General features: G+C 71.4%; 25 protein-coding genes. 12 read left to right on the top strand and 13 right to left on the bottom strand.

Annotation, left to right across the window (positions count from 1 at the left end; translation table 11 throughout):
- Nucleotides 1-466, top strand: a 466-nt coding sequence (locus IE209_RS21210) for a transposase (protein WP_189688905.1), incomplete at its 5' end; no start/stop codon positions are given.
- 20 nt (nt 467-486) lie between these two features.
- Here the strand turns inward: IE209_RS21210 and IE209_RS21215 are convergent.
- The 3 genes from IE209_RS21215 to IE209_RS21225 all read right to left on the bottom strand — a co-directional run bounded on the left by IE209_RS21215 (nt 487) and on the right by IE209_RS21225 (nt 3,266).
- The gene (locus tag IE209_RS21215; protein WP_189688906.1) at nt 487-642 is read right to left on the bottom strand and encodes a hypothetical protein; all 156 of its coding nucleotides are present in this window, start codon (nt 640-642) and stop codon (nt 487-489) included.
- A 154-nt stretch (nt 643-796) separates the two neighbouring features.
- A complete protein-coding gene (locus IE209_RS21220) occupies nt 797-1,915 on the bottom strand; it encodes an anhydro-N-acetylmuramic acid kinase (protein ID WP_189688907.1) in 1,119 nt (372 codons plus the stop codon).
- Nucleotides 1,916-1,922: 7 nt separating this feature from the next.
- On the bottom strand, nt 1,923-3,266 hold the full coding sequence (locus IE209_RS21225) for a M23 family metallopeptidase (RefSeq protein ID WP_189688908.1): 1,344 nt from the start codon (nt 3,264-3,266) through the stop codon (nt 1,923-1,925).
- Nucleotides 3,267-3,422: 156 nt separating this feature from the next.
- Here IE209_RS21225 and tyrS point away from each other — a divergent pair, with 156 nt between their 5' ends.
- The 6 genes from tyrS to IE209_RS21255 all read left to right on the top strand — a co-directional run bounded on the left by tyrS (nt 3,423) and on the right by IE209_RS21255 (nt 9,451).
- Complete coding sequence (tyrS, locus tag IE209_RS21230) at nt 3,423-4,667, top strand: tyrosine--tRNA ligase (RefSeq protein WP_189688909.1); 1,245 nt, start codon at nt 3,423-3,425, stop codon at nt 4,665-4,667.
- Between the two features lie 40 nt (nt 4,668-4,707).
- Nucleotides 4,708-5,613, top strand: coding sequence for a helix-turn-helix domain-containing protein (locus IE209_RS21235; RefSeq protein WP_189688910.1), 906 nt, complete (start codon nt 4,708-4,710; stop codon nt 5,611-5,613).
- A 109-nt stretch (nt 5,614-5,722) separates the two neighbouring features.
- Nucleotides 5,723-6,700: a Bug family tripartite tricarboxylate transporter substrate binding protein gene (locus IE209_RS21240; RefSeq protein WP_189688911.1), complete on the top strand. Its 978-nt coding sequence runs from the start codon at nt 5,723-5,725 to the stop codon at nt 6,698-6,700.
- A complete protein-coding gene (locus IE209_RS21245; RefSeq protein WP_189688912.1) occupies nt 6,684-7,466 on the top strand; it encodes an SDR family NAD(P)-dependent oxidoreductase in 783 nt (260 codons plus the stop codon). Before IE209_RS21240 ends, IE209_RS21245 begins: the two co-directional genes overlap by 17 nt.
- Nucleotides 7,467-7,490: 24 nt before the next feature.
- Nucleotides 7,491-8,510 (top strand): fumarylacetoacetate hydrolase family protein, encoded by a 1,020-nt coding sequence (locus IE209_RS21250; RefSeq protein ID WP_189688913.1) that lies wholly within the window; start codon nt 7,491-7,493, stop codon nt 8,508-8,510.
- The gene (locus IE209_RS21255; protein ID WP_189688914.1) at nt 8,507-9,451 is read left to right on the top strand and encodes an NAD-dependent epimerase/dehydratase family protein; all 945 of its coding nucleotides are present in this window, start codon (nt 8,507-8,509) and stop codon (nt 9,449-9,451) included. Before IE209_RS21250 ends, IE209_RS21255 begins: the two co-directional genes overlap by 4 nt.
- Nucleotides 9,452-9,462: 11 nt before the next feature.
- On the opposite strand, the gene IE209_RS21260 is transcribed toward IE209_RS21255, so the two are convergent.
- From IE209_RS21260 to IE209_RS21295, 8 genes are all read right to left on the bottom strand, one after another.
- Nucleotides 9,463-10,146 (bottom strand): ankyrin repeat domain-containing protein, encoded by a 684-nt coding sequence (locus IE209_RS21260; RefSeq protein ID WP_229882979.1) that lies wholly within the window; start codon nt 10,144-10,146, stop codon nt 9,463-9,465.
- Complete coding sequence (locus IE209_RS21265) at nt 10,143-10,628, bottom strand: GlcG/HbpS family heme-binding protein (RefSeq protein WP_189688915.1); 486 nt, start codon at nt 10,626-10,628, stop codon at nt 10,143-10,145. The genes IE209_RS21260 and IE209_RS21265 overlap by 4 nt, the downstream gene beginning before the upstream one ends.
- 87 nt (nt 10,629-10,715) lie before the next feature.
- The gene (locus IE209_RS21270; protein ID WP_189688916.1) at nt 10,716-11,339 is read right to left on the bottom strand and encodes a response regulator transcription factor; all 624 of its coding nucleotides are present in this window, start codon (nt 11,337-11,339) and stop codon (nt 10,716-10,718) included.
- Nucleotides 11,336-12,790, bottom strand: a complete 1,455-nt coding sequence (locus IE209_RS21275) for a sensor histidine kinase (protein ID WP_189688917.1) — start codon at nt 12,788-12,790, stop codon at nt 11,336-11,338. Before IE209_RS21275 ends, IE209_RS21270 begins: the two co-directional genes overlap by 4 nt.
- Before the next feature lie 18 nt (nt 12,791-12,808).
- Nucleotides 12,809-13,696: an NAD(P)/FAD-dependent oxidoreductase gene (locus IE209_RS21280; RefSeq protein ID WP_189688918.1), complete on the bottom strand. Its 888-nt coding sequence runs from the start codon at nt 13,694-13,696 to the stop codon at nt 12,809-12,811.
- Complete coding sequence (locus IE209_RS21285; protein ID WP_189688919.1) at nt 13,686-14,159, bottom strand: Rrf2 family transcriptional regulator; 474 nt, start codon at nt 14,157-14,159, stop codon at nt 13,686-13,688. Before IE209_RS21285 ends, IE209_RS21280 begins: the two co-directional genes overlap by 11 nt.
- A 75-nt stretch (nt 14,160-14,234) precedes the next feature.
- Nucleotides 14,235-16,343, bottom strand: coding sequence for an elongation factor G (gene fusA / locus IE209_RS21290; RefSeq protein WP_189688920.1), 2,109 nt, complete (start codon nt 16,341-16,343; stop codon nt 14,235-14,237).
- A 189-nt stretch (nt 16,344-16,532) separates the two neighbouring features.
- The gene (locus tag IE209_RS21295) at nt 16,533-17,282 is read right to left on the bottom strand and encodes an IclR family transcriptional regulator (protein ID WP_189688921.1); all 750 of its coding nucleotides are present in this window, start codon (nt 17,280-17,282) and stop codon (nt 16,533-16,535) included.
- Between the two features lie 112 nt (nt 17,283-17,394).
- On the opposite strand from IE209_RS21295, the gene IE209_RS21300 reads away from it, so the two are divergent.
- From IE209_RS21300 to gdhA, 5 genes are all read left to right on the top strand, one after another.
- Nucleotides 17,395-18,408, top strand: a complete 1,014-nt coding sequence (locus IE209_RS21300) for a Rieske 2Fe-2S domain-containing protein (RefSeq protein WP_189688922.1) — start codon at nt 17,395-17,397, stop codon at nt 18,406-18,408.
- Between the two features lie 26 nt (nt 18,409-18,434).
- Nucleotides 18,435-19,409 (top strand): tripartite tricarboxylate transporter substrate binding protein, encoded by a 975-nt coding sequence (locus IE209_RS21305; RefSeq protein WP_189688923.1) that lies wholly within the window; start codon nt 18,435-18,437, stop codon nt 19,407-19,409.
- Nucleotides 19,410-19,414: 5 nt separating this feature from the next.
- Nucleotides 19,415-20,881 (top strand): NAD-dependent succinate-semialdehyde dehydrogenase, encoded by a 1,467-nt coding sequence (locus IE209_RS21310; RefSeq protein ID WP_189688924.1) that lies wholly within the window; start codon nt 19,415-19,417, stop codon nt 20,879-20,881.
- Entirely contained in the window at nt 20,881-21,822 is a 942-nt protein-coding gene (locus IE209_RS21315; protein ID WP_189688925.1) for a PDR/VanB family oxidoreductase, read from the top strand. The genes IE209_RS21310 and IE209_RS21315 overlap by 1 nt, the downstream gene beginning before the upstream one ends.
- Before the next feature lie 122 nt (nt 21,823-21,944).
- Nucleotides 21,945-23,288 carry an NADP-specific glutamate dehydrogenase gene (gdhA, locus tag IE209_RS21320; protein ID WP_189688926.1) on the top strand — a complete coding sequence of 448 codons (1,344 nt, stop codon included), beginning with the start codon at nt 21,945-21,947 and terminating at the stop codon, nt 23,286-23,288.
- Nucleotides 23,289-23,293: 5 nt separating this feature from the next.
- On the opposite strand, the gene IE209_RS21325 is transcribed toward gdhA, so the two are convergent.
- On the bottom strand, nt 23,294-24,625 hold the full coding sequence (locus tag IE209_RS21325) for a sensor histidine kinase (RefSeq protein ID WP_189688927.1): 1,332 nt from the start codon (nt 24,623-24,625) through the stop codon (nt 23,294-23,296).
- Between the two features lie 47 nt (nt 24,626-24,672).
- Nucleotides 24,673-25,467 (bottom strand): response regulator transcription factor, encoded by a 795-nt coding sequence (locus IE209_RS21330; protein ID WP_189688928.1) that lies wholly within the window; start codon nt 25,465-25,467, stop codon nt 24,673-24,675.
- Between the last annotated feature and the right edge of the window lie 55 nt (nt 25,468-25,522).

A 25,522-nucleotide genomic window follows, 5' to 3' on the forward strand; every position in this document is an offset into this window, starting at 1 on the left:
CAAGAAGGTCAAAGGCCGCAAGCGCCACCTGGTGGTCGACACGCTGGGGCTGCTGCTGGCCGTGACTGTCACTTGCGCCAGCGTGCAGGACCGCGACGGTGCTACCTGCGTTGTCGCGCAAGCCTGTGCCAAGGTGACGGGCCTGAAGAGGCTTTACGCAGATTCGGCCTACGGTGGCCAGTGCGCGATGAATCCGGAGAAGACCCACGGCATTGCCGTGGAGATCGTGCGCCGGCCCTCCAACCGCGTGACGGGCACCTTCGTCGCCGAGCAGCAGCAACTGTGGCCTGAGGTTCCCGCCAAGGGCTTTGTCGTCCAGGCCAAACGCTGGGTCGTCGAGCGCACCCATGCCTGGAATGAGCGTGCGCGCAGGCTCATCGCTCACCATGACCGCTCCAAATGGGCGCCCGTGGCCTGGGTCTGGCTCGCCGAAGCGCGTATGCTCGCGACTAGGCTGGCTGGGTGAATCATTTTAGATACACCCTCTCAGGACTGCTCGTGCTGGCGCGTCGACTGCCACTCGCGGTGCTGTTGCCACAGCCGAGCCTGTTCGGCACGCCGTTCGCGGCGCCAGCGCACATACCAGACCAGCACCGCGGTCGCGATTCCCGACAGGCCAAGCACCAACACCAGCAAAGACATCGATCCTCTATCTTTCTCAAAAAACAACCGGCCAGCCGCCGGGGGGATGGCCCATGATGACACCGGCCCATGGCGGGTCCAAACCCGACGGGCTTTCTCCCGTTACAAATAAGCCTTTGTTCCCGCAAGGAAACACCGCCACCACGGCGGCGGCTCAGGCGGGGTAGACCGCTCCGAGCACGCGCGCGCCGCGCGCACCCGTCACGCTGGCCAGGCTGCCGGTCTGGCCGCGCAGCGTGCGGCTGGCCAGCCAGGCGAACGCCGCCGCCTCGACCTGCTGCGGCGGCAGCCCCAGGGCCTGGGACGACACCACCTGCAACCGCGGCAGGCCGGCCTGCAGTCGGCGCATGAGGTCGCCGTTGAAGGCGCCCCCGCCGCAGACCGCCAGCCGCGCGGCCGCGGGCGCATGCGTGCGCACGGCGTCCACGCAGACCCCGGCCGTCAGCTCGGCCAGCGTGGCCTGCACGTCGGCCGGCGCCAGGCCCGGGAACGGCGCAAGCCGCGCCGCCAGCCAGTCCGCATGGAACAGGTCACGCCCCGTGCTCTTGGGGGGCGGTTGGGCGAAGAAGGGCTCGGCCCGCAGCGCGGCGAGCAGGCCGGCATGCACCCGGCCGCTGGCGGCCCAGGCGCCATCGGCGTCGTAGGGCTGGCCACGGTGGCGCTGGCACCAGAGGTCGAGCAGCGCATTGCCCGGCCCGCAGTCGAACCCGAGCACGGCCGCGTCCCGGCCCTGCGGCGGCAGCACGCTGAGATTGGAGATGCCGCCCAGGTTCAGCACCGCGAGCACGGCATCCGGCTGGCCGAACTGCGCCTGGTGGAAGGCCGGCACCAGCGGCGCGCCCTGGCCGCCCGCGGCGAGGTCGCGGCTGCGCAGGTCGGCGACGACGGCGATGCCGCTGCGCTCGGCCAGCAGCGAAGGGTTGAGCAGTTGCAGCGTGTAGCCCACACCATCGAATGCCTGGGGCTGGTGGCGCACGGTCTGGCCATGGGCGCCGATGGCACGCACCTGGGCGGGCGCCAGGCCCGCATGCTGCAGCAGCTGCCGCACGACCTGGGCGTAGGCCTGCGCCACGCCGTTGGCAGCCAGCGCTGCGCGGTGCAGCTCGTTGTCGCCGGGCGTGTTCAGGGCCAGCAGCTCGGCGCGCAGCGCGGCGTCGAACGGGGCCGCCACATGGGCCAGCACGCGCAGGCCCTGGCCTGCATCTTCGGCCAGCACGCCGTCCACGCCGTCCAGCGAGGTGCCGGACATCAGGCCGATGAAGCGCTCGGCCATCGCCGGCTTACTGTGCGCTGGCCTGCTGGACTGCGCCGGCCGTCGCCAGCAGCTGGCGCATGACGGAGGCCTGACGCTCGAACGCGGCCTTGGCCGCGGCCGACACGGTACCGGCCTCGGCCTGCCGGGCCATGACCATGGGGTCCTGGTGCTCGCCGTTCACGCGGAATTCGAAGTGCAGGTGCGGGCCGGTCGCCCAGCCTGTCGCGCCGACGGCGCCGATGTGTTGGCCCTGCTCCACGCGCTCGCCCTTCTTGACGAGGATGCGCGAGAGATGGGCGTAAACCGTCACCATGTCGTTGCGGTGCTTGACATAAATGACGTTGCCGAAGCCGTTCTGCACGCCGGCGAACTCGACCACGCCATCGCCCACGGTGCGCACGGCCGTGCCGGTGGGCGCGCCGTAGTCCACGCCCAGGTGCGCGCGCCATTGCTTGAGGATGGGATGGAAGCGGTTGGCGAAACCGCTGGTCACGCGCGAGAACTCCATCGGCGAGGCCAGGAAGGCGCGGCGCAGGCTCTGGCCGTCCAGGCCGTAGTAGCCGCCCTTCTGGCCAGGCTCCTGGAACCACATGGACTGGAACACCTTGCCGTTGTTGGCGAACTCGGCGCTCAGCACGCGGCCGGCGCGCAGCACCTCGCCGTCGGCCTCCAGCGTCTCGTAGACCACCGAGAAGCGGTCGCCGCGGCGCAGCGCGCTGCGGAAATCGATGTCGCCCGAGAACATCTCGGCGATCTGCGAGGCCACCGATTCGGGCAGGCCGGCGTCGTCGGTCGCAGCGAACAGCGAGGACGTGATCACGCCGCTGGCCAGCTGGCTGCCGGCCGTGAGCGGCGCCTGCTCGATGCGGGACGTGAAGCCCTGCGGCGTGCGCTCGACCACGAGGCGCTGGAACACCGTGGCGTCGGGGCTGGTGATCCAGCGCATGCTCAGGCGTTGCAGACTGTGGTCGTCGGCGGCCTCGGCCGTGACCAGCCGGCCGGCGCGGCCCAGCAGGTTCTGGCGCACGCGCGCATCGCGGCTCAGATAGGCCACGGCAGCCGTGTCGGCGATGCCCAGGCGGTCCAGCAGCGAACGCGCGGTGTCGCTGGAGCGTGTGGTCTCGGTCCGGTAGAGGTTGAAGCGGTGCAGGTCCAGCGCCTCGATCTGCGTGTCCAGCGCCAGCGGCGTGACGCTCTGCGTGAGCTCGCGCACCGGCATGTCGGACACGTCAGGGCCGAGCGAGGCCACGGCAAAGGCGCCGCCGCCGCCGCACAGCAGCACGGCAGCCAACAAGGCAGTCAGACGTTTGGGGTGGCGCCGCAAGAAAGGCACAACGGAATCGAGAACGGTGGCCAGCCCGTTTTTCAAAAGCTTGTCCCCTGAACGAAGGAAGAAACGGAAGCGAACCCGCCGCGGCGGATTGCAAGAGATCGGGTTTTCGTCTTACAGCGCAACCTAAAATTGCACCAAAAAACCGGGCGCAGTATATCGACGTCACCGGCCTGCAACAAATGGATAACCCTAATGGACACGTCTGTAGACAAAATTAACGAGAGCATTCAATCGTTGAGCGATCGTGTACAGCACGCCCTGGCAGTGACCTTGCGCGGTTGCGACGAACTCATTCCCCAGGCCGACTGGATCAGGAAACTGCAGAAGGCCGAGGCCAGCGGCCAGCCGCTGCGCATCAAGCTGGGCCTGGACCCGACCGCGCCGGACATCCACATCGGCCACACCGTGGTGCTGAACAAGATGCGCCAGCTGCAAGATCTGGGCCACACTGTGATCTTCCTGATCGGCGACTTCACGACCACGATCGGCGACCCATCGGGCCGCAACAGCACGCGCCCGCCGCTCACGCGCGAGCAGATCGAAGCCAACGCCCAGACCTATTACAAGCAGGCCAGCCTCGTGCTGGATCCGTCCAAGACCGAGATCCGCTACAACAGCGAGTGGAGCGACCCGCTGGGCACGCGCGGCCTGATCCAGCTGGCGGCCAAGTACACCGTGGCGCGCATGATGGAGCGCAACGACTTCCACGACCGCTTCCGCGCCGGCACCTCGATCAGCCTGCACGAATTCCTGTACCCGCTGCTGCAGGGCTACGACTCGGTCGCGCTCAAGAGCGACCTGGAACTGGGCGGCACCGACCAGAAGTTCAACCTGCTCATGGGCCGCCACCTGCAGGCCGAGTACGGGCAGGAGCCCCAGTGCATCCTGACCATGCCGCTGCTCGAAGGGCTTGACGGCGTGGAGAAGATGTCCAAGAGCAAGAACAACTACATCGGCATCTCCGAAGCGCCCAACACCATGTTCGCCAAGGTGCTGTCGATCAGCGATGTGCTGATGTGGCGCTGGTACACGCTGCTGTCGTTCAAGAGCGAGGCCGAGATCGCCGCGCTCAAGGCCGAGGTCGACGGCGGGCGCAACCCCAAGGACGCCAAGGTCGCGCTGGCCAAGGAGATCACCGCGCGCTTCCACAGCGCCCAGGCCGCCGATGCGGCAGAGCAGGACTTCATCAACCGCAGCAAGGGCGGCGTGCCCGACGAGATCCCCGAGGTGCAGCTCAGCGGTGCGCCCATGGGCATCGGCGCCCTGCTCAAGGCGGCCGGCCTGGCGGCCTCCAGCGGCGAAGGCAACCGCCTGATCGACGGCGGCGGCGTGCGCGTGGATTCCAGCGTGGTCAGCGACAAGGGACTCAAGCTCGCGGCCGGCACCTACGTCGTGCAGGTGGGCAAGCGCAAGTTCGCGCGCGTGACGCTGGGCTGAGTCCGACGCCACCACCGCCATCACCGCCCTCAGGCCGGCCATGCTGGACGCCGCCATCGATCCGCAACGCTGGCGCGCGCTGGAGCACGCTTATATCGATGTGGCCGCCCAGGCCGTGCCCGGCGCCGTGCGGCGCTCCAGCCTGGGCCGCCCCTGGCACGGCATGGTGGTCTGGGAGCAGGCCAGCCCGGTGCAAGACCTGTACGTGCCGCCCACGGGCCAGCATTGCATCGTCATCCGGCGCGGCCCGCCCACGCGCCTCTTGCAACAGCACGGCGCGCTCGCGGCCGACACCGTCTGGCACACGGGCCAGGCCGTGCTGGTGCCCGCGGGCACCCCGACCTTCTGGCGCAGCGAGCTGCCGCGCGACAACCTGCACATCGACCTGTCGCCCGTGTGGCTGGAGCGCGCGGCCGGCGACACGGGGGCCGCCACCCGGCGGCTGCGCAGCAGCTTCGGCCAGGCCGACGCGCTGCTGCATTCGCTCGCCGAGGTGCTGCACACCTCGCTGGACAGCAACACCTCCTTGCAGGCCGGCTTCGGCGACGCCATGGCCATGGGTCTGGCGGTGCACCTGCTGGAGCATTACAGCCATGCCGATGCGGGCCGCCGTCCGGCGGCATCTCTGAGCGGGCGCCAGCTGCGCCAGATCACCGACCTGGTCGAATCGCGCCTGGACGCGCCCTGGCCGCTGGAAACGCTGGCGGCCACGCTGGGGCTGAGCCCCTTTCACTTCGCGCGCTGCTTCAAGGCCAGCTGCGGCCAGTCGCCCCACCAGTTCGTGACGGCACGCCGCATGCAGCACGCGCGCCACCTGCTGCTGACCGGCCGCCAGTCGGTGCTGGAGATCGCGCAGGAGACCGGCTACGCCTCGGCGGCCCACTTCGCCCAGGTGTTCCGCCGCCACTGGGGTTGCGCCCCTTCGGCCCTGCGGCGTTCGGCCTGAACGCAGGAAACCGACAGGCTTCGCAAGATCCCGATCGCAGCGGCGTCCGCCGCTGCCGATACTCGCGCCGCCGCGGCCACAACGCGGTGCAACCCGATGGTGGAGACCCATGCATTCACGACGTTCCCTGCTGGGCGCCGCGGCAGCCCTTGCGCTGGCCCCGGCCGCCCGGGCCCAGCCCGCCCCCGCCTTCCCCGCGCGCCCGCTGAACTGGGTCGTTCCCTACCCGGCCGGCGGCTTCGGTGATGCGCTCTCGCGCCTGCTGGCGCAAAAACTCGCGGAAGGCCTGGGCCAGACGGTCATCGTGGAGAACAAGCCCGGCGCCGGTGGCCAGATCGGCGCTGCCTATGTCAAGCAGCAGCCGGCCGACGGCCACACCCTGCTCTACGGCGACCTCGGTCCGTTCGCCATGAACGCGGGCCTGTACCCCAAGCTCAACTACGACACGCTGAAGGACTTCGCGCCGCTGACGCGCCTGCTCACGGCACCGCTGCTGGTGGTCGTGCCCGTCACCAGCGCCATCAACAGCTGGGCCGACCTGCTGCGCGCGGCGGCCTCACCGCGCGGCCTGAATTACGGCTCCTACGGCATCGGCAGCCAGCCCCACATCTGGGGCGAAATGCTCAAGCGCCAGACCAAGGGCAACTTCACCCACGTGGCCTACAAGGGCGCCGCGCCGGCGGTGCAGGACCTGATCGGCGGGCAGATCGACATGATGCTGGACGTGGTGGCCAACAGCATCCCCATGGTGCGCGAGCGCAAGCTCCGGGCCGTGGCCCTGGTCGGCGCACGCCGCCGGCTGGCGCAGCTGCCGGACGTGCCGACGCTGACGGAGCTGGGCATGCCCGAGCTGGACGCACCGGGCTGGACCGGTGTCGTCGTGCGCCGCGGCACGCCGCAACCCGTCATCGACCGCCTGCACGCGGCCGTCGTGCAGGCCGTGCAATCGCCCGAGGTGGCGCAGCGCTACGGCGATCTCGGGCTGACGGTCGCGCCGAGTTCGCAGGCGGAATTCGCCGAACTCGTCCGCAGCGAGACGGCCCGCTGGGGCCAGGTGATCCGCGAGGCCCATGTCACGCTCGACTGATCTCTTCGGCCTGGCCGGCCGGGTCGCGCTGGTCACGGGCGCGGCCAGCGGCATCGGCTGGGCCATCGCCGAACTGCTCGCGCAGCAAGGTGCGGCCGTGGTGCTCGTCGACCGCGACGCGCAGGCCTGCGCACGGGCGGCGCGCACGCTGCAGACCGCGGGCGCGCAGGCCCTGGCGCTGGCCTGCGACGTGGGCGTCGCCGCCAGCGTGGCCCAGGCCGCCGAGGCCGCGCTGCAATGGCACGGACGCCTCGACGTGCTGGTCTGCAACGCCGGCATGCAGGGTCCTGCGGCGCCGCTGGCCCAGGCCGGGGACGCCGACTGGCAACGCGTGTTCGACGTCAACCTGCGCGGCGCCGCGCGCTTCGCCGACCGCTTGCTGCCGGCCATGGCCGCAGGCGGGGGCGGCAGCGTGGTGTTGATGGCCAGCATCGCCGGCCTGCGCGGCAACGGGCGCATCGGTCTGTACGGGCTCAGCAAGGCGGCGCTGGCCCAGCTGGCGCGCAACCTCGCCGTCGAGTGGGGTCCGCGCGGCGTGCGCGTGAACGCCGTGTCGCCCGGGCTGGTGCGCACCCCGCTGGCGGCGCCGCTGCTCGAGGATGCCGCCTTCCTGCAACGCCGGCTCGCGGCCACGCCGCTGCGCCGCGTGGGCGAGCCGCACGAGGTGGCGGGCGTGGTGGCCATGCTGGCCAGCGCCGCGGGCGCCTTCGTCACCGGACAAAACATCGTCGTCGATGGCGGCACCTTGGTCTCGGACGGCAGCTAAGGCGGCCACTTCACTTCCATTCCCATGAAACTCGCCACCTTGCGCAACGGCAGGCCCGACGGCCGCCTCGTTGTCGTCTCGCGCGATCTGCAACAGGCCGTTCCGGCCGACGCCATCACCCCCCACCTGCTGCAGGCGCTGGCCGACTGGCCGGACGCCGCGCCCCGGCTGGCCCAGCTGTCCGACCGCCTGAACGCGGGCCAGGTGCCAGATGCCACCCCGTTCGTGCCCGCGGACTGCATGGCGCCGCTGCCGCGCTGCTTCCAGTGGTGCGACGGCTCGGCCTTCCTGAACCACGGCCGCCTGATGGAGCGCGCCTTCGGCACGGCACCGATCCCGCAGTTCGACACCGTGCCGGTGATGTACCAGGGCGCTGCCGACGATTTCCTCGGGCCTTGCGAGGACGTGCCCCTGCCCGACGAAGCCCTGGGCATCGACTTCGAAGGCGAGTTCGGCGTCATCGTCGGCCCCGTTCCGATGGGCGTCACACCGGCCGCCGCGCTCGGCGCCGTGCGGCTGCTCGTGCAGCTCAACGACTGGAGCCTGCGCGCGCTGGGCCCGCGCGAGATGCAATCGGGCTTCGGCTTCCTGCAGGCCAAGCCGTCCACCAGCTTCGCGCCGGTGGCCGTGACGCCCGACGAGCTGGGCCCGCACTGGCAGGATGGCCGCGTGCACCTGGAACTGGAGGTCCACTGGAACGGCGAGGCCTTCGGGCATCCGCACGGCGCGGAGATGAACTTCCACTTCGGCGAACTGATCGCGCACGCGGCACGCACGCGGCGCCTGTCGGCGGGCACGCTGATCGGCTCGGGCACGGTCTCCAACGCGGGCCGCGCCGTCGGCTCCACCTGCATCGCGGAACGCCGCGTGATCGAGATGCTGGAGCAGGGCGCGCCGCGCACCGGCTTCATGCGCTTCGGCGACCGCGTGCGCATGCGCGCGCGCATGGCGCCCGGCGACCAGGCGCCGTTCGGCGTGATCGACCAGCGGGTCGTGCAGGCCGCACCGGTGGCAGAGGTGGCCGACCGGACCGCTCGCCCATGAAGCGCGTGCTGGTCACGGGGGCCGGCGGCTTCGTCGGCCAGGGCCTGGTCCAGCGCCTGCTGCAACAGCCCGGGCTCGAACAACTGGTCGCCGTGGACCGGCAACTGGATGCGCAAGCGCTGCCCTGGCTGCGCGACCGGCGCGTGCGCGCCGTGGCCGGCGACTTCGCCGCGCCAGCCACGCTGCAGCAGGCGCTGGCGCAACCGCCCGATGGCGTGTTCCATCTCGCCAGCCTGCCGGGCAGCCGCGCCGAAGCCCTGCCCGATGGCGGCATGGCCGTGAACCTGTTGGCCACGGCCGCACTGTGGCAGCGGCTCGCCGAGCTGCCCGGTCCGCCGGCGCGCGTGGTGTTCGCCAGCTCGATCGCCGTGTACGGCGCGCTGCCCATGGAGCCGGCGATGCACGAGGACCAGCCCACCCAGCCGCTGCTGAGCTACGGCGCGCACAAGCGCATGGCCGAGATCCTGCTGGCCGACCTCAGCCGGCGCGGTGGGGTCGACGGCCTGTCGCTGCGCCTGCCCGGCATCGTCGCCCGGCCGCCATCGCCGACGGGCCATGGCTCGGCCTTCATGAGCGACCTGTTGCACCGGCTGAGCGCCGGCGAGGCCTATGTCTGCCCCGTCGGACCCGACGCGCGCGCCTGGTGGATGAGCCTGGCGTGCTGCGTCGACAACCTGCTGCACGCCGCCGCCATTCCGCCGGCGCGGCTGGCGCCTGCGCGTGTGGTGCAGCTGCCCGCGCTGACGGCCACGGTCGGCGAGGTGGTGCAGGCCATCGCGCAGCGGCACGGCGCGCGCGCCGGCCGCGTCGACTACCGGCCGGATGCGCAGACCGAGCAGCACTTCGGCCGCTTTCCGGTGCTGCACGCGCCGCAGGCCGAGGCGCTGGGCTTTCGCCACGACGGTGGTCTCGACGCCCTGCTGCGCAGGGCGGTGCCCTGACGCCAGGCTCCTCAGCGCGCGCCCGCGCGTTCCAGCATCGCGACCATGGCGGTGTGGCCGCGCGCCCGGGCCAGCGCGAGCGGCGTGAGGCCCTGGCGGTCGGCTAGCTGCAGGTTGGCACCGGCCGCGATCAGCGCGGCCAGGGTGTCCTGGTGGCGCGGCCCGCCGTCGCCGAGCACCACGGCCTCGATCGCTGCCGTCCAGTGCAGGTTGTTGACATGGTCCAGCGGCGCGCCGGCTGCGATGAGCTGGCGCACCACCCCGGCATGGCCCAGGTGCGCGGCCGCGATCAGCGCGGTGCCGTCGTAACGGCTCGTGACCCGCTGGGCGCTGGCGCCGAGCGAAAGCAGCAGCCGCAGCGTGTCCTCGTCGTCGGCCACGGCGGCGATCGTGACCGCGTCGTAGCGGTCGTTCTCGAGCGCACCGAGGTCGGCACCGGCGCCAGCCAGGCGGCGGATCGCCGCATGCTGGCGCGCGAAGGTGGCCACATGCAGGGCCGTGCGGCCCTGGCCGTCGCGGACCTGCAGCGCGGCCGGCGTCAGCTGCTCCAGCGCCGCGAGGTCGCCGCGCTGCGCTGCGGCCAGCACGCCGGTGTAGCGCGCTGCCTCGGCGGCGCTGGGCGCGGTCTGGGCCAGGCCCGCGGTAGTCCAGGCCAGCGCCAGGGCCCATCCACAGGCCAGCCAGACCTTGTTCACTTGAGCAGGTCCTGCACCTTGGCGATGGCGGCCAAAGCGCATTGCTCGTCCAGATGCCCGCCCGGTGCGCCGCCGACGCCGACCGCTCCGATGGTCTCGTTGCCGACCTTGAGCGGCACACCGCCGCCCAGCAGCAGGAAGCCGGGCAGGTGGACCAGGTTGGCCGCGCCGGGGTTCTTCTGCGCGCCTTCCATCATGGCCTGGGTCGGGCTTTTGGCAGATGCCGAAGTCCAGGCCTTGCGTTCGCTCGAGGCCAGCGTGTGCGGGCCGGCGTTGTCGGCGCGCTGCACGGCGCGCACGCCGCCCGCGTGGTCGACCACCGTGGCGGCCACGGCGTAGCCGTTGGCGGCGCAGGCTGACACGGCGGCGGCAGCGACCTGGTTGGCCAGGTCCAGCGAGATGTTGCGCTCGGTGCGCACGGCCTGGGCGAAGCTGGCCTGGGAAGCCATGGCCAGAAGGCTGGCGGCGACAAGAGTTCTCATGTGTGGGTCTCCGAAGAAAGAGCCGTCACTGTAGGAATGGCGCCGCCGCAGCGCCATGCGGACGGCTACGCCCGCACCTCCGTAGAACTACGCAGCCGCCTCGCCATCGACCAGCGCCGCGTAGCGCCGGATCAGCTGCGCGAGCGACTCGGCCCCGAGCTTGTCGAACAGGTTCGCGCGGTGCGTCTCGACCGTGCGCGGCGACAGCACGAGCGCGCGGCCGATCTCCTTGTTCGTGAGGCCCTCCACGATCAGGCCCAGCACCTCGCGCTCGCGCGGCGACAGCTGGGCGTAGCGCTCCCGCGCGGCGCGGTCGGCCTGCACGCGCTCACGCGAGCGCACGTGCTGGCGCACGGCGTTCTGCAGGGCTTCGATCAGCAGATCCTCGTCCACGGGCTTCTCGAGGAACTCGGCCGCGCCGGACTTGAACGCGCGCCGGCACAGCTCCACCGTGCCGTGGCCGGTCAGCATGATGACGGGCTGGTCCACGCCCTCGGCCACCAGGCGCTGCAGCACCGCCAGGCCGCAGGTGCCGGGCATGCGCATGTCCAGCACGATGGCGCCGATCGCCGCGCGCTCGAAGTGCGCGAGGAAGTCCTCGGGGTCGGCCCAGGCCTGCACGCGCAGGCCGATGGTGGCGATCAAGAGCGACAAGGCCTCGCGCACGGCCGCGTCGTCGTCGATGAGCTGGACCAGCGGCGTGCTGGTCATGCGATGGCTCCGTCAGCCAGCGGCAGCCGCAGCCGGAACACGCCGCCGCGCAGCCTGGCGTTGGCCGCGCTGAGGCTGCCGCCCATGCCCTGGGCCAGGCTTTCGCACAAGGACAGGCCCAGGCCCAGCCCCCCTTCGCGCGTGCTGAAGAAGGGCTCGAACACATGCGGCAGCACCTCGGGAGCCAGGCCCGGCCCGCTGTCCTGCACGGCCAGCACGCCCTCGGCCTGTTCGCGCGACAGCAGCAGCGCGAGCCGGCGCTCGGCCTGCGGCACCTGTTCCAGCGCCTGCAAGGCGTTGAGCAGCAGGTTGTGCACGATCTGCTCGAGGGCGACCGGGTCGGCGCGCACCCGCAGATCGGCCGCAGCACCATCCAGTTGCAGCACCACGGCGCGGCGTTGCAGCTCGGGCTCCAGCAGGTCCAGCGCGCGGCGCACCGCGGCCGGCAGGTCCACCGCCTGCAAGGCCGCGCCGAGCCCGGGCCGCTCGACCGCGCGCCGCAGCCGACCCACGACCTCGCAGGCGCGGCGCGCCTGGGCCACGGCCTGGTCCATGGCGGCGCGGGCCGTGGCGATCTCGGGTGGGTCCTCGGCCACCAGCCGGCGCGCGGCCTGCGTGCTGGCCAGCAGCGCCGTGAGCGGCTGGTTCAGCTCGTGCGCCATGCCGGCCGCCAGTTCGCCGAGTGCGTTGAGCCGGCCCACCTGGCCCAGACGCACCAGCGCTTCGGCACGGCGCCGTGCGGCCGACTGCATGCGCAGCCAGCGCCCAGCCGCCAGCACGGCGGCGACACCGGCCGACAGCGCCAGCATCCGGCCCCAGGGCAGTTCGGACCAGCCGACGGTGCGTGTGGCGACCAGCGCGAAGGGCTGGCTGGGTGCGGCCAGCGTCTTGCGAAAGCCGTAGGCCCAGCCGTGGGCGACTGCACGCCCGGCCTGCACGGGCAGGCGCTCATCGCCCAGAACCAGGGCCACGGCCACAGGGCTGCTGTCGCGCGCCATCGGCCATTCGTCCCAGGGCACCATGCTCGCCACGTCGATCTGCAGGGCGTAGGAAGCCGGCTGGGCCGCTTGCACGAGCCGGTAGCGGCCCCTGCCAAGATCCAGGTCGGCCAGGGCGGGCTGGCCGGTCGCACGCGAGCGCGCCTCGGCCTGGCGCAACAGGGGCTCGGCCCAGGGCGTCGGCGCACCGCTGCGCCGGATCGTGAGGATCTGCGAATACACGGAGGGCAGCCGCGCCAGCGCCGCGTCGTCGGGTTGCAACAGCGCCAGCATGGCCAGCACCGCGTCGTGCGCGACCACGCGCTGGCTCAGCAGCCGGTGGGCGATGCGCGCGTCGGTCTCGAACGCGGCCTGCTCGCGCTGCAAGGCCAGCTGCGCGAGCAGCAGCGCGCCGGCCAGGCTCAGCAGGGCCCAGGCCAGCCACCATCTCCAGGAACGCGGCATCCAGTGCATGCCGCGGATTGTGGGGGCTCAGCCGAAGACCATGGCACGGTGCATCGCGGCGCCGGCCAGGGTGCCCGCGGCCGCGGCCTGCGCGGCATTGCTCCAGGCCATGGCCGCGTCACCGGCCGCGAATACGCCCGGCACCGAGGTCTGGCCCATCTCCACGCGGATGAAGGGGCCGGCCGGCGTGGCCTCGAAGGCGCAGCCCAGCTGCTCGGCCAGCGGGCTGGCCATGGCCACGGTGGGCGCGAGGAACAGGCCGCGCAGCGGCACCACGCGCCCGGCCAGCCGCACGCCGGCCAGCGCCGTGCCCTCGCCTTCCAACGCCAGCACCTTGCCCGGCTCGACCGCCACGCCCAAGGCCGCCATGTGGGCGCGCTCCTCGTCGCTGATGGCGTGACCGTCCAGGAACAGCGTGGTCGGCCCCCACTCGGCGATCAACTGGGCCTGGTGCAACGAAAGCGGCATGCGGTAGAGCACCCCCAGCGGCTGGCGGTCGAACTCGTAGCCATGGCAATAGGGGCAGTGGGCGACGCTCCGGCCCCAGCGCTCGGCCAGGCCGGGCAGATCGGGCAGCAGATCGCGCACACCGGTGGCCAGCAGCAGCCGCCGGCCCACGAGCCGCTCGCCGCTGTCCAGCTGCAGTGCAAAGCCCTCGCCTCGCGGCGCGGCCTCTGTCGCCTGCGCGGCCACGAAGCGCACGGTCGGGTAGGCCAGCAGTTGCTCACGCGCCTGCGCCATGAGGTCCAGTGGCGCGCGGCCATCGTGGCCGAAGAAGCCGTGCGAGGCATCCGCGAAACGGTTGCGCGGCGCACCAGCATCCACCACGGCGATGCGGCGGCGTGCCCGCGCGAGTTGCAGGGCGGCCGAGATGCCGGCGAAGCTGCCGCCGACGACGAGGGCGTCAATGTCCATGTCCGATCTCCTCTGAAAAACCGTGGGGCTGGCGGCCGCTGGCCAGCATGCGGCGGTGGAAGTCGGCCGACAGCTGGGCCAGCGTGACCTCGCCCAGGCGCGCGAGCAGCAGCGCCTCGGCCTGCTGGTAGGCGCCCTGCAGGGCGGTGTTGACGGCCTGTTCCACCAGGCATTGGGGGTTTTCGCTGCGGTGGCCGACGGCCAGCAGTGCCGGTGCGCCCACCGCTTCATGGATGTCGCGCAGCGTGATGCGCTCCAGGGGGCAGCACAGCACCCAGCCGCCGCCATGGCCCTTGGCCGAGGCGACGAAGCCGGCCTCGCGCAGGCCGGCCATCAGGCGGCGCACCACCACCGGGTTGGTGGACATGGCGCGCGCCAGCGTTTCCGAAGTGGCCGGCCCCGGCATCTCGGCCATGTGCAGCAGGGCGTGCAGCACGCCCGACAGTCGGCTGTCTTTGTTCATGCAACATTATGAGTTGCATGAAAAAAAAACGCCGGCCGGGGACGCAATGCCCCCGGCCGGCGCTGGGTCACCCGATCAGCGGCGGTCGGCCACGACCTTGTCGGCCACTTCGCGCGGCGCCTGCGCGTAGTGCTTGAACTCCATGCTGTAGGTCGCACGGCCCTGGCTCAGCGAGCGCAGCGTGGTCGAGTAGCCGAACATCTCCGCCAGCGGCACCTCGGCGCGCACGAGCTTGCCGCCGCCGCCCGGGATGTCCTCCATGCCCTGGACCATGCCGCGGCGGGACGACAGGTCGCCCATCACGTTGCCCATGAAGTCCTCGGGCGTCTCCACCTCCACGGCCATCATGGGCTCGAGCAGCACCGGCGTGGCGCGGCGCATGCCCTCGCGGAAGGCCATGCTGCCGGCCATGCGGAAGGCGTTCTCGTTCGAGTCCACGTCGTGGTAGGAGCCGAAGGTCAGCGTGACCTTGACGTCGACCACCGGGTAGCCCGCCAGCACGCCGGCCTTGAGCGCCTCCTGCACACCCTTGTTCACCGCGGGGATGAACTCGCGCGGCACCACGCCGCCCTTGATGGCGTCCACGAACTCGTAGCCCTTGCCTTCCTCCTGCGGTTCCAGCTTGAGCACCACGTGCCCGTACTGGCCCTTGCCGCCGGACTGCTTGACGAACTTGCCCTCCACATCCTCCACGGTCTTGCGGATCGCCTCGCGGTAGGCCACCTGCGGCTTGCCCACGTTGGCGGCCACGTTGAACTCGCGCAGCATGCGGTCCACCAGGATCTCCAGGTGCAGCTCGCCCATGCCGGAGATGATGGTCTGGCCGGATTCCTCGTCGGTGCGCACGCGGAAGGACGGATCCTCCTGCGCCAGGCGCGACAACGCCACGCCCATCTTCTCCTGGTCGGCCTGGGTCTTGGGCTCCACGGCCTGCGAGATCACGGGCTCGGGGAAGACCATGCGTTCGAGCAGCACCACGTGCGCCGGGTCGCTCAGCGTGTCGCCCGTGGTCACGTCCTTCAGGCCCACGGCCGCGGCGATGTCGCCCGCGTAGACGGTGTCGATCTCCTGGCGCGTGTTGGCATGCATCTGCACGATGCGGCCGAGCCGCTCGCGCTTGCCCTTGACCGTGTTGTAGACCTGGTCGCCCGACTTCACCGTGCCCGAGTAGACGCGGAAGAACACCAACTGGCCCACGAAGGGGTCGGTCATGATCTTGAAGGCCAGCGCGGAGAACGGCTCGGCATCCGAGGGATGGCGCTCCACGGTCTTCTCGTGGTCGTGTTCGTCATGGCCCACGATCGCCGGGATGTCCAGCGGCGAGGGCAGGTAGTCGACGACCGCGTCCAGCATGGCCTGCACGCCCTTGTTCTTGAAGGCGCTGCCGGCCAGCATGGGCACGATCTCGCCGGCGATGGTGCGCTGGCGCAGGGCGGCCTTGATCTCCTCCTCGGTCAGGGCCTGGCCGTTGAGGTATTTGTCCAGCAGCGTCTCGTTGGCCTCGGCCGCGGCCTCGACCATCTTCTCGCGCCAGGTGTTGGCCAGCTCGGCCAGCTCGGCCGGGATGTCGGCATAGGTGAAGCGCACGCCCTGGCTCGCATCGTCCCAGACGATGGCCTTCATCTTGACGAGGTCGACCACGCCCTGGAAGTGCTCTTCCGCGCCGACCGGAATCTGGATCGGCACGGCATTGCCCTTCAGGCGGTCGGCGATCTGGCGCTGCACGCGGAAGAAGTCCGCGCCCACGCGGTCCATCTTGTTGACGAAGGCCAGGCGCGGCACCTTGTACTTGTTGGCCTGGCGCCAGACGGTCTCGCTCTGCGGCTGCACGCCGCCCACGGCGTCGTAGACCATCACGGCGCCGTCGAGCACGCGCATGCTGCGCTCGACCTCGATCGTGAAGTCCACGTGGCCGGGCGTGTCGATGATGTTGATGCGGTGCTCCACGCCCGTGCCGGCCATGCCCTTCCAGAAGGCGGTGGTGGCGGCCGAGGTGATGGTGATGCCGCGCTCCTGCTCCTGCTCCATCCAGTCCATGGTGGCGGCGCCGTCGTGCACCTCACCGAGCTTGTGGTTCACGCCTGTGTAGAACAGGATGCGCTCGGTGGTCGTGGTCTTGCCGGCATCGATGTGGGCACTGATGCCGATGTTGCGGACGTTCTGGATCGGTGTTTTGCGGGACATGGTGACAACTCACTGGAAGGAGCCGGCCCGCGTGAAAAGGAAAGCGGCCGGCCCAAAGACAAGGGCGAGCCGCGCGCGCACGGCTCAGGGGTGGGTGAATGCGAGGGTGCGTGCGACTTGGTACATCGGAATCTCCACAAAGGAAGGCGCGACTTTAGACCAAACGAGGTGATGGCGCTTGCCACGAATTCAAGGGCCCAGACGCTGCGCCGCCTCCTGCAGCGCCTGGCGCAACGCATCCGCGCGCGCCTGCAGCGTCTCCAGCCGCATGCCCAGCGTCACCGCCATGGGCGGCTGGCCCGCCAGTTCGGGCAACAGCACCGCCAGCGTGGCGAAGCCCGGACGCGGGTAGTCCCGCGTCTCGGCCCAGCCGCGGGCCCGGCTCAGCCGCACCTCGTCGAGCAAGGCCGCCACGTCGACACGGTGCGCCGCCTCGGCCTGCGCATTGGCGGCGCGCGCGATGCGCTGCACGTCGCGGTCGGACTCCCGCGTCAGCAGCATCTTGCCGACCGATGACCGGCACACCGGCCGCATGACGCCGACCGGGAACTTGAGCCCATTGGCCCGCAGGCTGGGCAGCGACAGGATGAAGCGAACGTGCACGCCTTGGCGCAGCCCCACCATCACGGTCTGGCCCGTGCGCAGGCGCAGCGTGTTCATGCTGGCCAAGAGGCTGCCCTGGCCGAACAGGTCGTCGTGCATCCAGGTTCCCAGCAGCATCACGCGCAGGGTCGGGCGGAACGCGCGCGTGGCCAGGTCCTGCTGCAGGTAGCCCAGCCGCTCCAGGCTGCGCAGCAGCACCGAGGTGCTGGACAGCGGGTAGTCCAGCGCCTCGGACACCGCGGAGACCGTGGCCGGCCCGCGGCGCTCGGCGAACAGCTCCAGCACCTCCAGCACGCGGCGGGCCGACTTGATCGTGGCGGGCGTCTTCTCGTCCATGGTGGCCAGTGTCCCTGCATGCGGGTGAACCCGAAACCAGACTTCACATATGTGAAGCATCGGAGCGGCTGCGAATCCTACAGTTCCCGCACCCCCACGACGGAGACGACCGATGATCCCCCGCAACTGCTGGTACGTGGCCGCCATGGCGCACGAACTGCTGCCCGGCGCGCTGTTCCCGCGCACGCTGCTCGATACGCCGGTGCTGCTGTTCCGGCGCCAGGACGGCAGCGCCGCCGCCATCGAAGACCGCTGCAGCCACCGCCGCGTGGCGCTGCACCTGGGCCGCCTGGTCGGCGACCGCGTGCAGTGCGGCTACCACGGCCTGGAATTCGACGGCAGCGGCGCCTGCGTGCGCATTCCCAACCAGGAACGCATTCCGCCCAAGGCCTGCGTGCGCGCCTTCCCGCTCGTGGAGCGCGACGGCTTCCTGTGGATCTGGATGGGCGACAAGGCCCTGGCCGATGCCAGCCTGGTGCCGGATTACGCCGAGATCTGCAGCAACCCCGCCTACGTGGGCCGCCGCTCGGACGCGCTGCACGTGGCCGCGCCCTACACCTACAACCTGGAGAACGTGATGGACCTTTCGCACGTCTCCTATGCGCACCGCCAGACCGTGGGCACGCCGCTGGTGGCCGAAACCCGGCCCGAGACCCGCATCGACGGCGACACGGTGGTGGTGCGCCGCGCCTGGGACCGCATCGCCGCGCCGCCGGTGTTCCGCCGCCTGTTCGGCTGGGACGAGGTCAAGCGCACCCAGACCATCCACTTCTGGCCCGGCGCCAACATCCGGCTGGACATCACCTCCGAGCCGGTCGGCAACACCGACCCGGCCCAGGTGCGCCGCATCCGCGTGGTCGGCCCCTGCACGCCGCAGACGCGCGGTTCGCACTTCAAGTTCTCCACCATGTACCGCGACTTCGGGCAGGACGACGAGGCGACCACCCAGCAACTGGCCGACGCCTTCCTCGTCACGCTGAACGAGGACAAGGTGCTCATGGAAGACCAGTGGCGCAACGCCTGCACCGACGGCCCCGACGCGCCGATGTTCGACATCGCCGTGGACCAGGCGCCGCTGGCCACCCGCCGCATCCTCGCGCGCCTGGCCCAGGCCGAGGCGCAGTGAACCACTCCACCCGCCCCACGACCGCCATGCCTTCTCCCTCCAGACGCCTGCTGCTGTGCGCCGCGCTCTGCGCGGCCGCCTTCGCGCACGCCGCCCCGGCCGCCACCTGGCCGACCAAGCCCGTCACCATCGTCGTGCCCTACCCGGCCGGCGGCTCGGCCGACGCCATGGTCCGCCCCATCGCCGAGAAGCTCGCCCGCCTGTGGGGCCAGCCCGTCGTGGTGGACAACCGCACCGGTGCCAACGGCATCATCGCCACGCAGCTCGTGATGCGCGCCGAGCCCGACGGCCACACCGTGCTGCTGCACCTGACGGGCTTCATCCAGAACGCGAGCCTGTACCGCAAGCTGCCCTACGACCCGTTCAGCGACCTGGCGCCGGTGACCCAGCTCGGCACCCAGCCCATGGGCCTGGCGGTGGGCAACGCCAGCCCCTACACCTCGGTCGGCGCGCTGCTCGCGGGCTTGAAGAGCGGCACCACGCCGCCGAGCTACGGCTCCTTCGGCGCCGGCTCCACCGGCCACATCTTCGGCGAGCTGCTCAAGGCCAGCGCCGGCGTGGACCTGCCACACGTGCCCTACCGCGGCGAAGGCCCGATGCTGATCGACCTGATCTCGGGCCGCGTGACCACGGGCTTCGTCTCCTCGGCCACGGCCGCTGCGCGGCACAAGGACCGCTCGCTGCGCATCCTCGCGGTGACCGGCCCGCACCGGCTGGCCTCGCTGCCCGAGGTGCCGACGCTCACGGAGTCGGGCCTGCCCGGCTACGAGCTGGTCGGCTGGTACGGCCTGTTCCTGCCCAAGGGCGCGCCCGCCGCCGTGGTGCAGAAGATCGCCGCCGACGCGCGCAGCGTGATCGGCCAGAGCGACATCGCGGCGCGCCTGCGCGAGCTGGAGATCGAGCCCACCGGCACCACGCCGGTCGAGTTCGCGCGGCTGCTGCGCGCCGACCACGCGCGCTGGGACGCGCTGATCAAGAAATTCCGCATCGAACTGGAGTGACCGCCATGCCCTCTCCCCTGGTCCTGGACGACCCGCAACTGCTGCGCCAGCAGGCCCGCATCGGCGCCGCCTGGTGCGACGCCGACGACGGGGGGCACCTCATGGTGCACGACCCCGCCAGCGGCGCGCTGCTGGCCCAGGTGCCGCGGATGGGCGCGGCCGAGACCGGGCGCGCCGTCGACGCGGCCGAGGCCGCCCTGCCGGCCTGGAAGCGGCTGGACGCCGGCGCCCGTGGCGCGCTGCTGCACCAGTGGAATGCCTTGGTGCTGCAGCACGCGGAGGACCTGGCCCGGCTGCTGACGGCCGAGCAAGGCAAGCCGCTGGCCGACGCGCGCGCCGAGGTCGGCTACGCCGCCTCCTTCATCGCCTGGTACGCCGAGGAGGCGCGCCGCACCTACGGCGAGGTGATCCCCGGCCCGGCCGGCGACCGGCGCCTGCTCGCGCTGCGCGAGCCGGTCGGCGTCTGCGCCGCCATCACGCCCTGGAACTTTCCGTACGCCATGGTCACGCGCAAGGCCGCGGCGGCATTGGCGGCCGGCTGCACGCTGGTGCTCAAGCCGGCCGAGCAGACGCCGCTCTGCGCGCTGGCGCTCATGGAACTGGCGCTGCGCGCGGGCATTCCGCCCGGCGTGCTCAACGTGGTGACGGGCGACCCGGTGGCCATCGGCGGTGCGCTGACCGCGAGCCCGCGCGTGCGCAAGATCAGCTTCACGGGCTCGACCGAGGTTGGCCGGCTGCTGATGCGCCAGTCGGCGCCCACGCTCAAGAAGCTCTCGCTGGAGCTCGGTGGCAACGCGCCCTTCCTGGTGTTCGAGGACGCCGACCTGGACGCCGCCGTCGAGGGCCTGCTGACCGCCAAGTTCCGCAACGCGGGCCAGGCCTGCATCGCGGCCAACCGCATCTACGTGCACGACGCGGTCTACGACGACTTCGCGGCCCGGCTCGCGCGCGCCGCAGCGGCGCTCCAGGTCGGGCCGGGCGCGCAACCCGGCGTGCAGATCGGCCCGCTGATCGACGCCGATGCGCTGGCCAAGGTCGAACGCCACGTGGCCGATGCGCGCGCGCACGGCGCCCGCGTGCTGGCCGGTGGCGAGCGCCATGCGCTGGGCGGCACGTACTACCGCCCCACCGTGCTGGCGGACGCCGACGCGCGCATGCTGCTCGCGCGCGAGGAGACCTTCGGACCGGTAGCACCTCTGTTCCGCTTCCGCAGCGAGGAGGAGGCCATCGCCGCGGCCAACAACGTGGAATTCGGCCTGGGCGCCTACCTCTACAGCCGCGACCACGCGCGCATCTGGCGCTGCATCGATGCGCTGGAAACCGGCATGGTGGGCGTCAACAGCGGGCTGATCTCCACGGCCGTGGCACCGTTCGGCGGCATCAAGCAGTCGGGTTTCGGCCGCGAGGGCGCGCGCCAGGGCATCGAGGAGTACCTGGTCGTGAAGTACGTGTGCCTGGGCGGACTGGGCTGATGGAGACCATTGTGGTCCGCGTGGAGGCCGTGCGCCGCGAGGCCCAGCACGTGCACTCCTACGAGCTGCGCCGGCCGGACGGCGCAGCGCTGCCGCCGTTCCAGGCCGGCGCCCACATCGACCTGCACCTGGCCGGCGGGCTGGTGCGCAGCTACTCGCTGACCAATGCGCAGACCGAGCGCCAGCGCTATGTGGTGGCCGTGGCACTGGATGCCGGCGGCCGCGGCGGCTCGCGCTGCGTGCACGAGCGCCTGCACGCGGGCACGCTGCTGTCCATCGGCCCGCCGCGCAACCACTTCCCGCTGCACGAGGACGCTGGCCACAGCGTGCTGATCGCGGGCGGCATCGGCATCACGCCGTTGCGCGCCATGCAGGCCCGGCTTGCGCAGCTGGGCCGGCCCTGGGAGCTGCACTACGGCGCCCGCACGCGCGCGGGCGCCGCGTTCGCGGACGAACTGCAGGCGTTGGGCGCGCAGGTGCACCTGTACTTCAGCGACGCTGCCAGCGGCCGCATGGACCTCGCACGCACCGTGCAGGCCGCACCGGCCGGCGCCCACTTCTACTGCTGCGGACCGCAGGCCATGCTGCAGGCCTTCGAGGCGGCCACGGCCGCCCTGCCGGCCGAGCGCGTGCACCTGGAACGCTTTGCCGCGCAGCAGGCGCCGGCACTGGACGGCGGCTTCGTGGTGGAACTCGCGCGTTCTGGCCGGTGCCTGCCGGTCGCGCCCGGCACGACCATCCTGGACCAGCTGCTGGCCCATGGCATCGACGCCCCGTACTCCTGCATGCAGGGCATCTGCGGCGCTTGCGAGACGCGCGTGCTGGAGGGCGTGCCCGAACACCGCGACAGCGTGCTCGGCGAGGCCGAACGCGCCGGCAACCGGACCATGATGGTCTGCTGCTCGGGCGCGCGCAGCCCGGTGCTGCGGCTCGATCTTTGAGCGCACCAAATCCAGGCGCGAGCACCAATTCGGACGGAACCACAGGGGCAATGAACCCATTTTGGTGCGCAAATGCACGAGAATGGCGCCCCTCCAACGTTATTCCATCCTTGCATCGCCTCATGCCGTACGCCGATTGCCACGCCTTCATGGCCCACGTTGCCCAGCGCAACCCTGGCCAGCCCGAATACATCCAGGCCGTCACCGAGGTCATGGAAAGCCTGTGGCCTTTCATCGCCGAGCATCCGCGCTATGCCGAGCAAAGCCTGCTGGAGCGGCTGGTGGAGCCCGAGCGCATCGTGGTGTTCCGCGTGTCCTGGCAGGACGACCATGGCCAGATCCAGGTCAACCGCGGCTACCGCATCCAGCACAGCCTGGCGATCGGCCCGTACAAGGGCGGCCTGCGCTTCCACCCCTCGGTGAACCTGTCGATCCTGAAGTTCCTGGCCTTCGAGCAGACCCTCAAGAACGCGCTGACCACGCTGCCCATGGGCGGCGGCAAGGGCGGCTCGGACTTCGACCCCAAGGGCAAGAGCCCGGCCGAGGTCATGCGCTTCTGCCAGGCCTTCGCCAGCGAGCTGTTCCGCCATGTGGGTGCCGACACCGACGTGCCGGCCGGCGACATCGGCGTGGGCGGCCGCGAGGTCGGCTTCATCGCCGGCATGGTCAAGAAGCTGACCAACCGCGCTGACTGCGTGTTCACGGGCAAGGGCCTCGCCTTCGGCGGCTCGCTGATCCGCCCTGAGGCCACGGGCTACGGCACGGTCTACTTCGCGCAGGAGATGCTGGCGCACCAGGGCAAGTCGCTGGATGGGATGCGCGTGTCGGTCTCCGGCGCCGGCAACGTCGCGCAGTACGCGATCGAGAAGGCCATGGCGCTGGGCGCCAAGGTGGTCACGGTGTCGGACTCCAGCGGCACCGTGGTGGACGAGGACGGCTTCACGACCGAGAAGCTGGCCGAGCTCATGGACGTCAAGAACCACCTGTACGGCCGCGTGAGCGACTACGCCAAGCGTGCCGGTGGCCGCTTCCAGGCCGGCGCCACGCCCTGGGGCGTGAAGGTCGACGTGGCCCTGCCCTGCGCCACGCAGAACGAGCTGACCGGCGAGGACGCGCGCCGCCTGGCCGACAACGGCGTGCTGTGCGTGGCCGAGGGCGCCAACATGCCCTCCACGCTGGAAGCCGTGAAGGTGTTCGAGGAACGCGGCGTGCTGTTCGCGCCGGGCAAGGCCAGCAACGCGGGCGGCGTCGCCACCTCGGGCCTGGAGATGAGCCAGAACGCCATGCGCATCAGCTGGCCGCGCGAGGAAGTGGACGCACGCCTGCTGGAGATCATGCGCAGCATCCACGGCGCCTGCGTCAAGCACGGCACGCGCAAGGACGGCAGCGTGAGCTACGTGGACGGTGCCAACATCGCCGGGTTCGTGAAGGTGGCCGACGCGATGCTGGCCCAGGGCGTGCTGTAAGCCGCTCAGCACGGCAGGCGGATGTCCACAGACAGGCCGCCGCCCGCACGGTTGGCCAGCCGGATCTGGCCCGCGTGGCGCTGCGCCACGCGCTGGGCGATGGCCAGGCCCAGCCCGGCACCGTCGTGGCCGCTGCTGCGCGCCGGGTCGGACTGGAAGAAGGGCGCGAACACCTGGTCCAGGTGGGCGGGCGCGATGCCTGGGCCGCGGTCGCGCACCGACAGCACGGCCAGGCCGGCCTGCATGTCCAGCGCCACGTCCACGCGCTCGCCGCGCGGCGTGAAGCGCAGCGCATTGCGCAGCACGTTCTCCAGCATGCTGGCCAGTTCGGCGGCGGCTCCGTGCACCGGCACGGGCGTGGCGGGCGGGCGCCAGGCCACGGCCTTGCCGGCGGCCTCGGCCTCGTAGGCCACGTCGGCCACCGTGTCGGCCACCAGCGCCACGAGGTCCAGCGGCACCCGGGTGGGAGCGCGCGGCTCGCGCAGGCGCGCCAGTTGCAGCACCTGGCCCGTCAGGGCATCCAGCCGACCGCATTCGCGTTCGATGCGGTCCAGCTGTGCGGCCATGGCGGGGCCGCCGCGGCGCGCCAGCTCCAGGGCCAGCCGCAGGCGCGTGAGCGGTGAGCGCAGCTCGTGCGAGACGTCGCGCAGCAGCATCTCCTGTGCCGCCACCAGCTCTTGCAGCCGTTGCGCGGTCGCATCGAAGTCGGCCGCGAGCGCGCCGAGCTCGTCCTGGCGCCCGGCCAGGGCCGGGGCCATGCGCACGCCGAGTTCGCCGCGCGCCAGGCTGCGCAAGCCCTGCTGCACGCCCAGCACCGGCCGCATGATGTGGCGCGCCACCACCCAGCAGGCCAGGCCGCTCACGCAGACCGCGCACAGGAACAGCAGCACCAGCACATGGGACACGCCCAGCACCTCGTAGGCCGAAGAGTCGAAGGGCAGGAACAGTGCGAAGCGCACGCCGCCACCGGCGCTCTCGATGGCGGGCACGTTCCACCAGGAATCGGGCACCGGCACGGCCGCCCGGTGTTGGGCCATGCCGCCGCCGCCTTCCCATTGCGCCACGGTCTGCGCCAGGTTGAGCTGGACCCAATCCTGCAGACGCACGGGCAGCCGCCGGCCCAGCAGTTCGCGACCGGCGCGGTCGACCAGGAACACGCGCAGCGTGGGATGCAGGGTTTCGGTCTGGCGCACCCAGCGTGCGAGCGCAGCATCGCCGCCTTGGCCCGCATGGCGCGCGGCCTGCGTGAGCTGGGCGGAACTGACGCCATCCAGCGCATGCAGCCGCGCCGAGGTCACGGCCAAAGTCACGCCGATGCCGATGAGCAGGATCAGCACCAGCCCCGCCCAGAAGGACAGGAAGATGCGACGGAACAGCCGCGTGTTCAGGCAGGCACCTCCGCACCATCGCGTTGCGGACCGGCCGCATGCAGCACGTAGCCCACACCGCGCGCACTGCGCAGCACGGGCACGCCGCCGCGCACACCGTCCAGCCCCAGCTTGCGGCGCAGGTTGCTCACGTGCGTGTCCAGGCTGCGGTCGGCCGGCAGCAGCGCGCGGCCCAGGCCCCAGCGCGTGAGCTGGGCGCGCGAAACCGGCCGGTTCGGCGCGCGCATGAGCGCCTCCAGGATGCGCGCCTCGGCCGCGGTCAGTGCCACCGTCATCTCGCCGATGGCCGCCAGCGCCCTGCCCGGCAGCAGCCGCAGCCCATCCAGGGACAGCACCGGCTCGGGCGCCGGCGCCTCGGCCGCGGGACGCAGACCCCGCCGCAGCATGGCGAACAACCGCGCCCGCAGCTCGCGCGGGTTGAACGGCTTGGGCAGGTAGTCGTCGGCACCGGCCTCCAGGCCCATGATGCGGTCGTCCTCGGCACCGCGCGCGCTGAGCATCAGCACGGGCATGGACAGGGCTTGCGTCCGCAGGGCGTGCAGCACGGCATAGCCGTCCAGCGTGGGCAGCATCACATCGAGCAGCACCACGTCGAAGCACGCCTGCGCCAGCCGCTCGACAGCCTCGCCGCCGTCGTGCACGCAGTCCAGTTGCACGGCATCGGCCTGCAGGAACTCCTGCAGCATGCGGCACAGCTCCAGGTCGTCGTCGACGAGCAGGACGCGCGGTAGCGGGCCGCACGCTGCCGCCACCCCGGCTGCGCCGCGCCACACGGTTTGCAAAGAATTCATAAGAAAGATCAACGGCAGGTTTCCGATTCCTATTATCCCCGTTGCGAATAAATCT

This window comes from Pseudorhodoferax aquiterrae (genome assembly GCF_014652235.1).
In the GTDB taxonomy this organism is placed as follows: Bacteria; Pseudomonadota; Gammaproteobacteria; order Burkholderiales; family Burkholderiaceae_C; genus Pseudorhodoferax; species Pseudorhodoferax aquiterrae.

What these genes read in the sequence shown, in the direction of transcription:
- IE209_RS21215 (WP_189688906.1), bottom strand. Translation starts at nt 642, where the DNA reads ATGTCTTTGCTGGTGTTGGTGCTTGGCCTGTCGGGAATCGCGACCGCG.
- IE209_RS21220 (WP_189688907.1), bottom strand. Translation starts at nt 1,915, where the DNA reads ATGGCCGAGCGCTTCATCGGCCTGATGTCCGGCACCTCGCTGGACGGC.
- tyrS (WP_189688909.1), top strand. Translation starts at nt 3,423, where the DNA reads ATGGACACGTCTGTAGACAAAATTAACGAGAGCATTCAATCGTTGAGC.
- IE209_RS21235 (WP_189688910.1), top strand. Translation starts at nt 4,708, where the DNA reads ATGCTGGACGCCGCCATCGATCCGCAACGCTGGCGCGCGCTGGAGCAC.
- IE209_RS21240 (WP_189688911.1), top strand. Translation starts at nt 5,723, where the DNA reads ATGCATTCACGACGTTCCCTGCTGGGCGCCGCGGCAGCCCTTGCGCTG.
- IE209_RS21245 (WP_189688912.1), top strand. Translation starts at nt 6,684, where the DNA reads ATGTCACGCTCGACTGATCTCTTCGGCCTGGCCGGCCGGGTCGCGCTG.
- IE209_RS21250 (WP_189688913.1), top strand. Translation starts at nt 7,491, where the DNA reads ATGAAACTCGCCACCTTGCGCAACGGCAGGCCCGACGGCCGCCTCGTT.
- IE209_RS21255 (WP_189688914.1), top strand. Translation starts at nt 8,507, where the DNA reads ATGAAGCGCGTGCTGGTCACGGGGGCCGGCGGCTTCGTCGGCCAGGGC.
- IE209_RS21265 (WP_189688915.1), bottom strand. Translation starts at nt 10,628, where the DNA reads ATGAGAACTCTTGTCGCCGCCAGCCTTCTGGCCATGGCTTCCCAGGCC.
- IE209_RS21270 (WP_189688916.1), bottom strand. Translation starts at nt 11,339, where the DNA reads ATGACCAGCACGCCGCTGGTCCAGCTCATCGACGACGACGCGGCCGTG.
- IE209_RS21275 (WP_189688917.1), bottom strand. Translation starts at nt 12,790, where the DNA reads ATGCACTGGATGCCGCGTTCCTGGAGATGGTGGCTGGCCTGGGCCCTG.
- IE209_RS21280 (WP_189688918.1), bottom strand. Translation starts at nt 13,696, where the DNA reads ATGGACATTGACGCCCTCGTCGTCGGCGGCAGCTTCGCCGGCATCTCG.
- IE209_RS21285 (WP_189688919.1), bottom strand. Translation starts at nt 14,159, where the DNA reads ATGAACAAAGACAGCCGACTGTCGGGCGTGCTGCACGCCCTGCTGCAC.
- fusA (WP_189688920.1), bottom strand. Translation starts at nt 16,343, where the DNA reads ATGTCCCGCAAAACACCGATCCAGAACGTCCGCAACATCGGCATCAGT.
- IE209_RS21295 (WP_189688921.1), bottom strand. Translation starts at nt 17,282, where the DNA reads ATGGACGAGAAGACGCCCGCCACGATCAAGTCGGCCCGCCGCGTGCTG.
- IE209_RS21300 (WP_189688922.1), top strand. Translation starts at nt 17,395, where the DNA reads ATGATCCCCCGCAACTGCTGGTACGTGGCCGCCATGGCGCACGAACTG.
- IE209_RS21305 (WP_189688923.1), top strand. Translation starts at nt 18,435, where the DNA reads ATGCCTTCTCCCTCCAGACGCCTGCTGCTGTGCGCCGCGCTCTGCGCG.
- IE209_RS21310 (WP_189688924.1), top strand. Translation starts at nt 19,415, where the DNA reads ATGCCCTCTCCCCTGGTCCTGGACGACCCGCAACTGCTGCGCCAGCAG.
- IE209_RS21315 (WP_189688925.1), top strand. Translation starts at nt 20,881, where the DNA reads ATGGAGACCATTGTGGTCCGCGTGGAGGCCGTGCGCCGCGAGGCCCAG.
- gdhA (WP_189688926.1), top strand. Translation starts at nt 21,945, where the DNA reads ATGCCGTACGCCGATTGCCACGCCTTCATGGCCCACGTTGCCCAGCGC.
- IE209_RS21330 (WP_189688928.1), bottom strand. Translation starts at nt 25,467, where the DNA reads ATGAATTCTTTGCAAACCGTGTGGCGCGGCGCAGCCGGGGTGGCGGCA.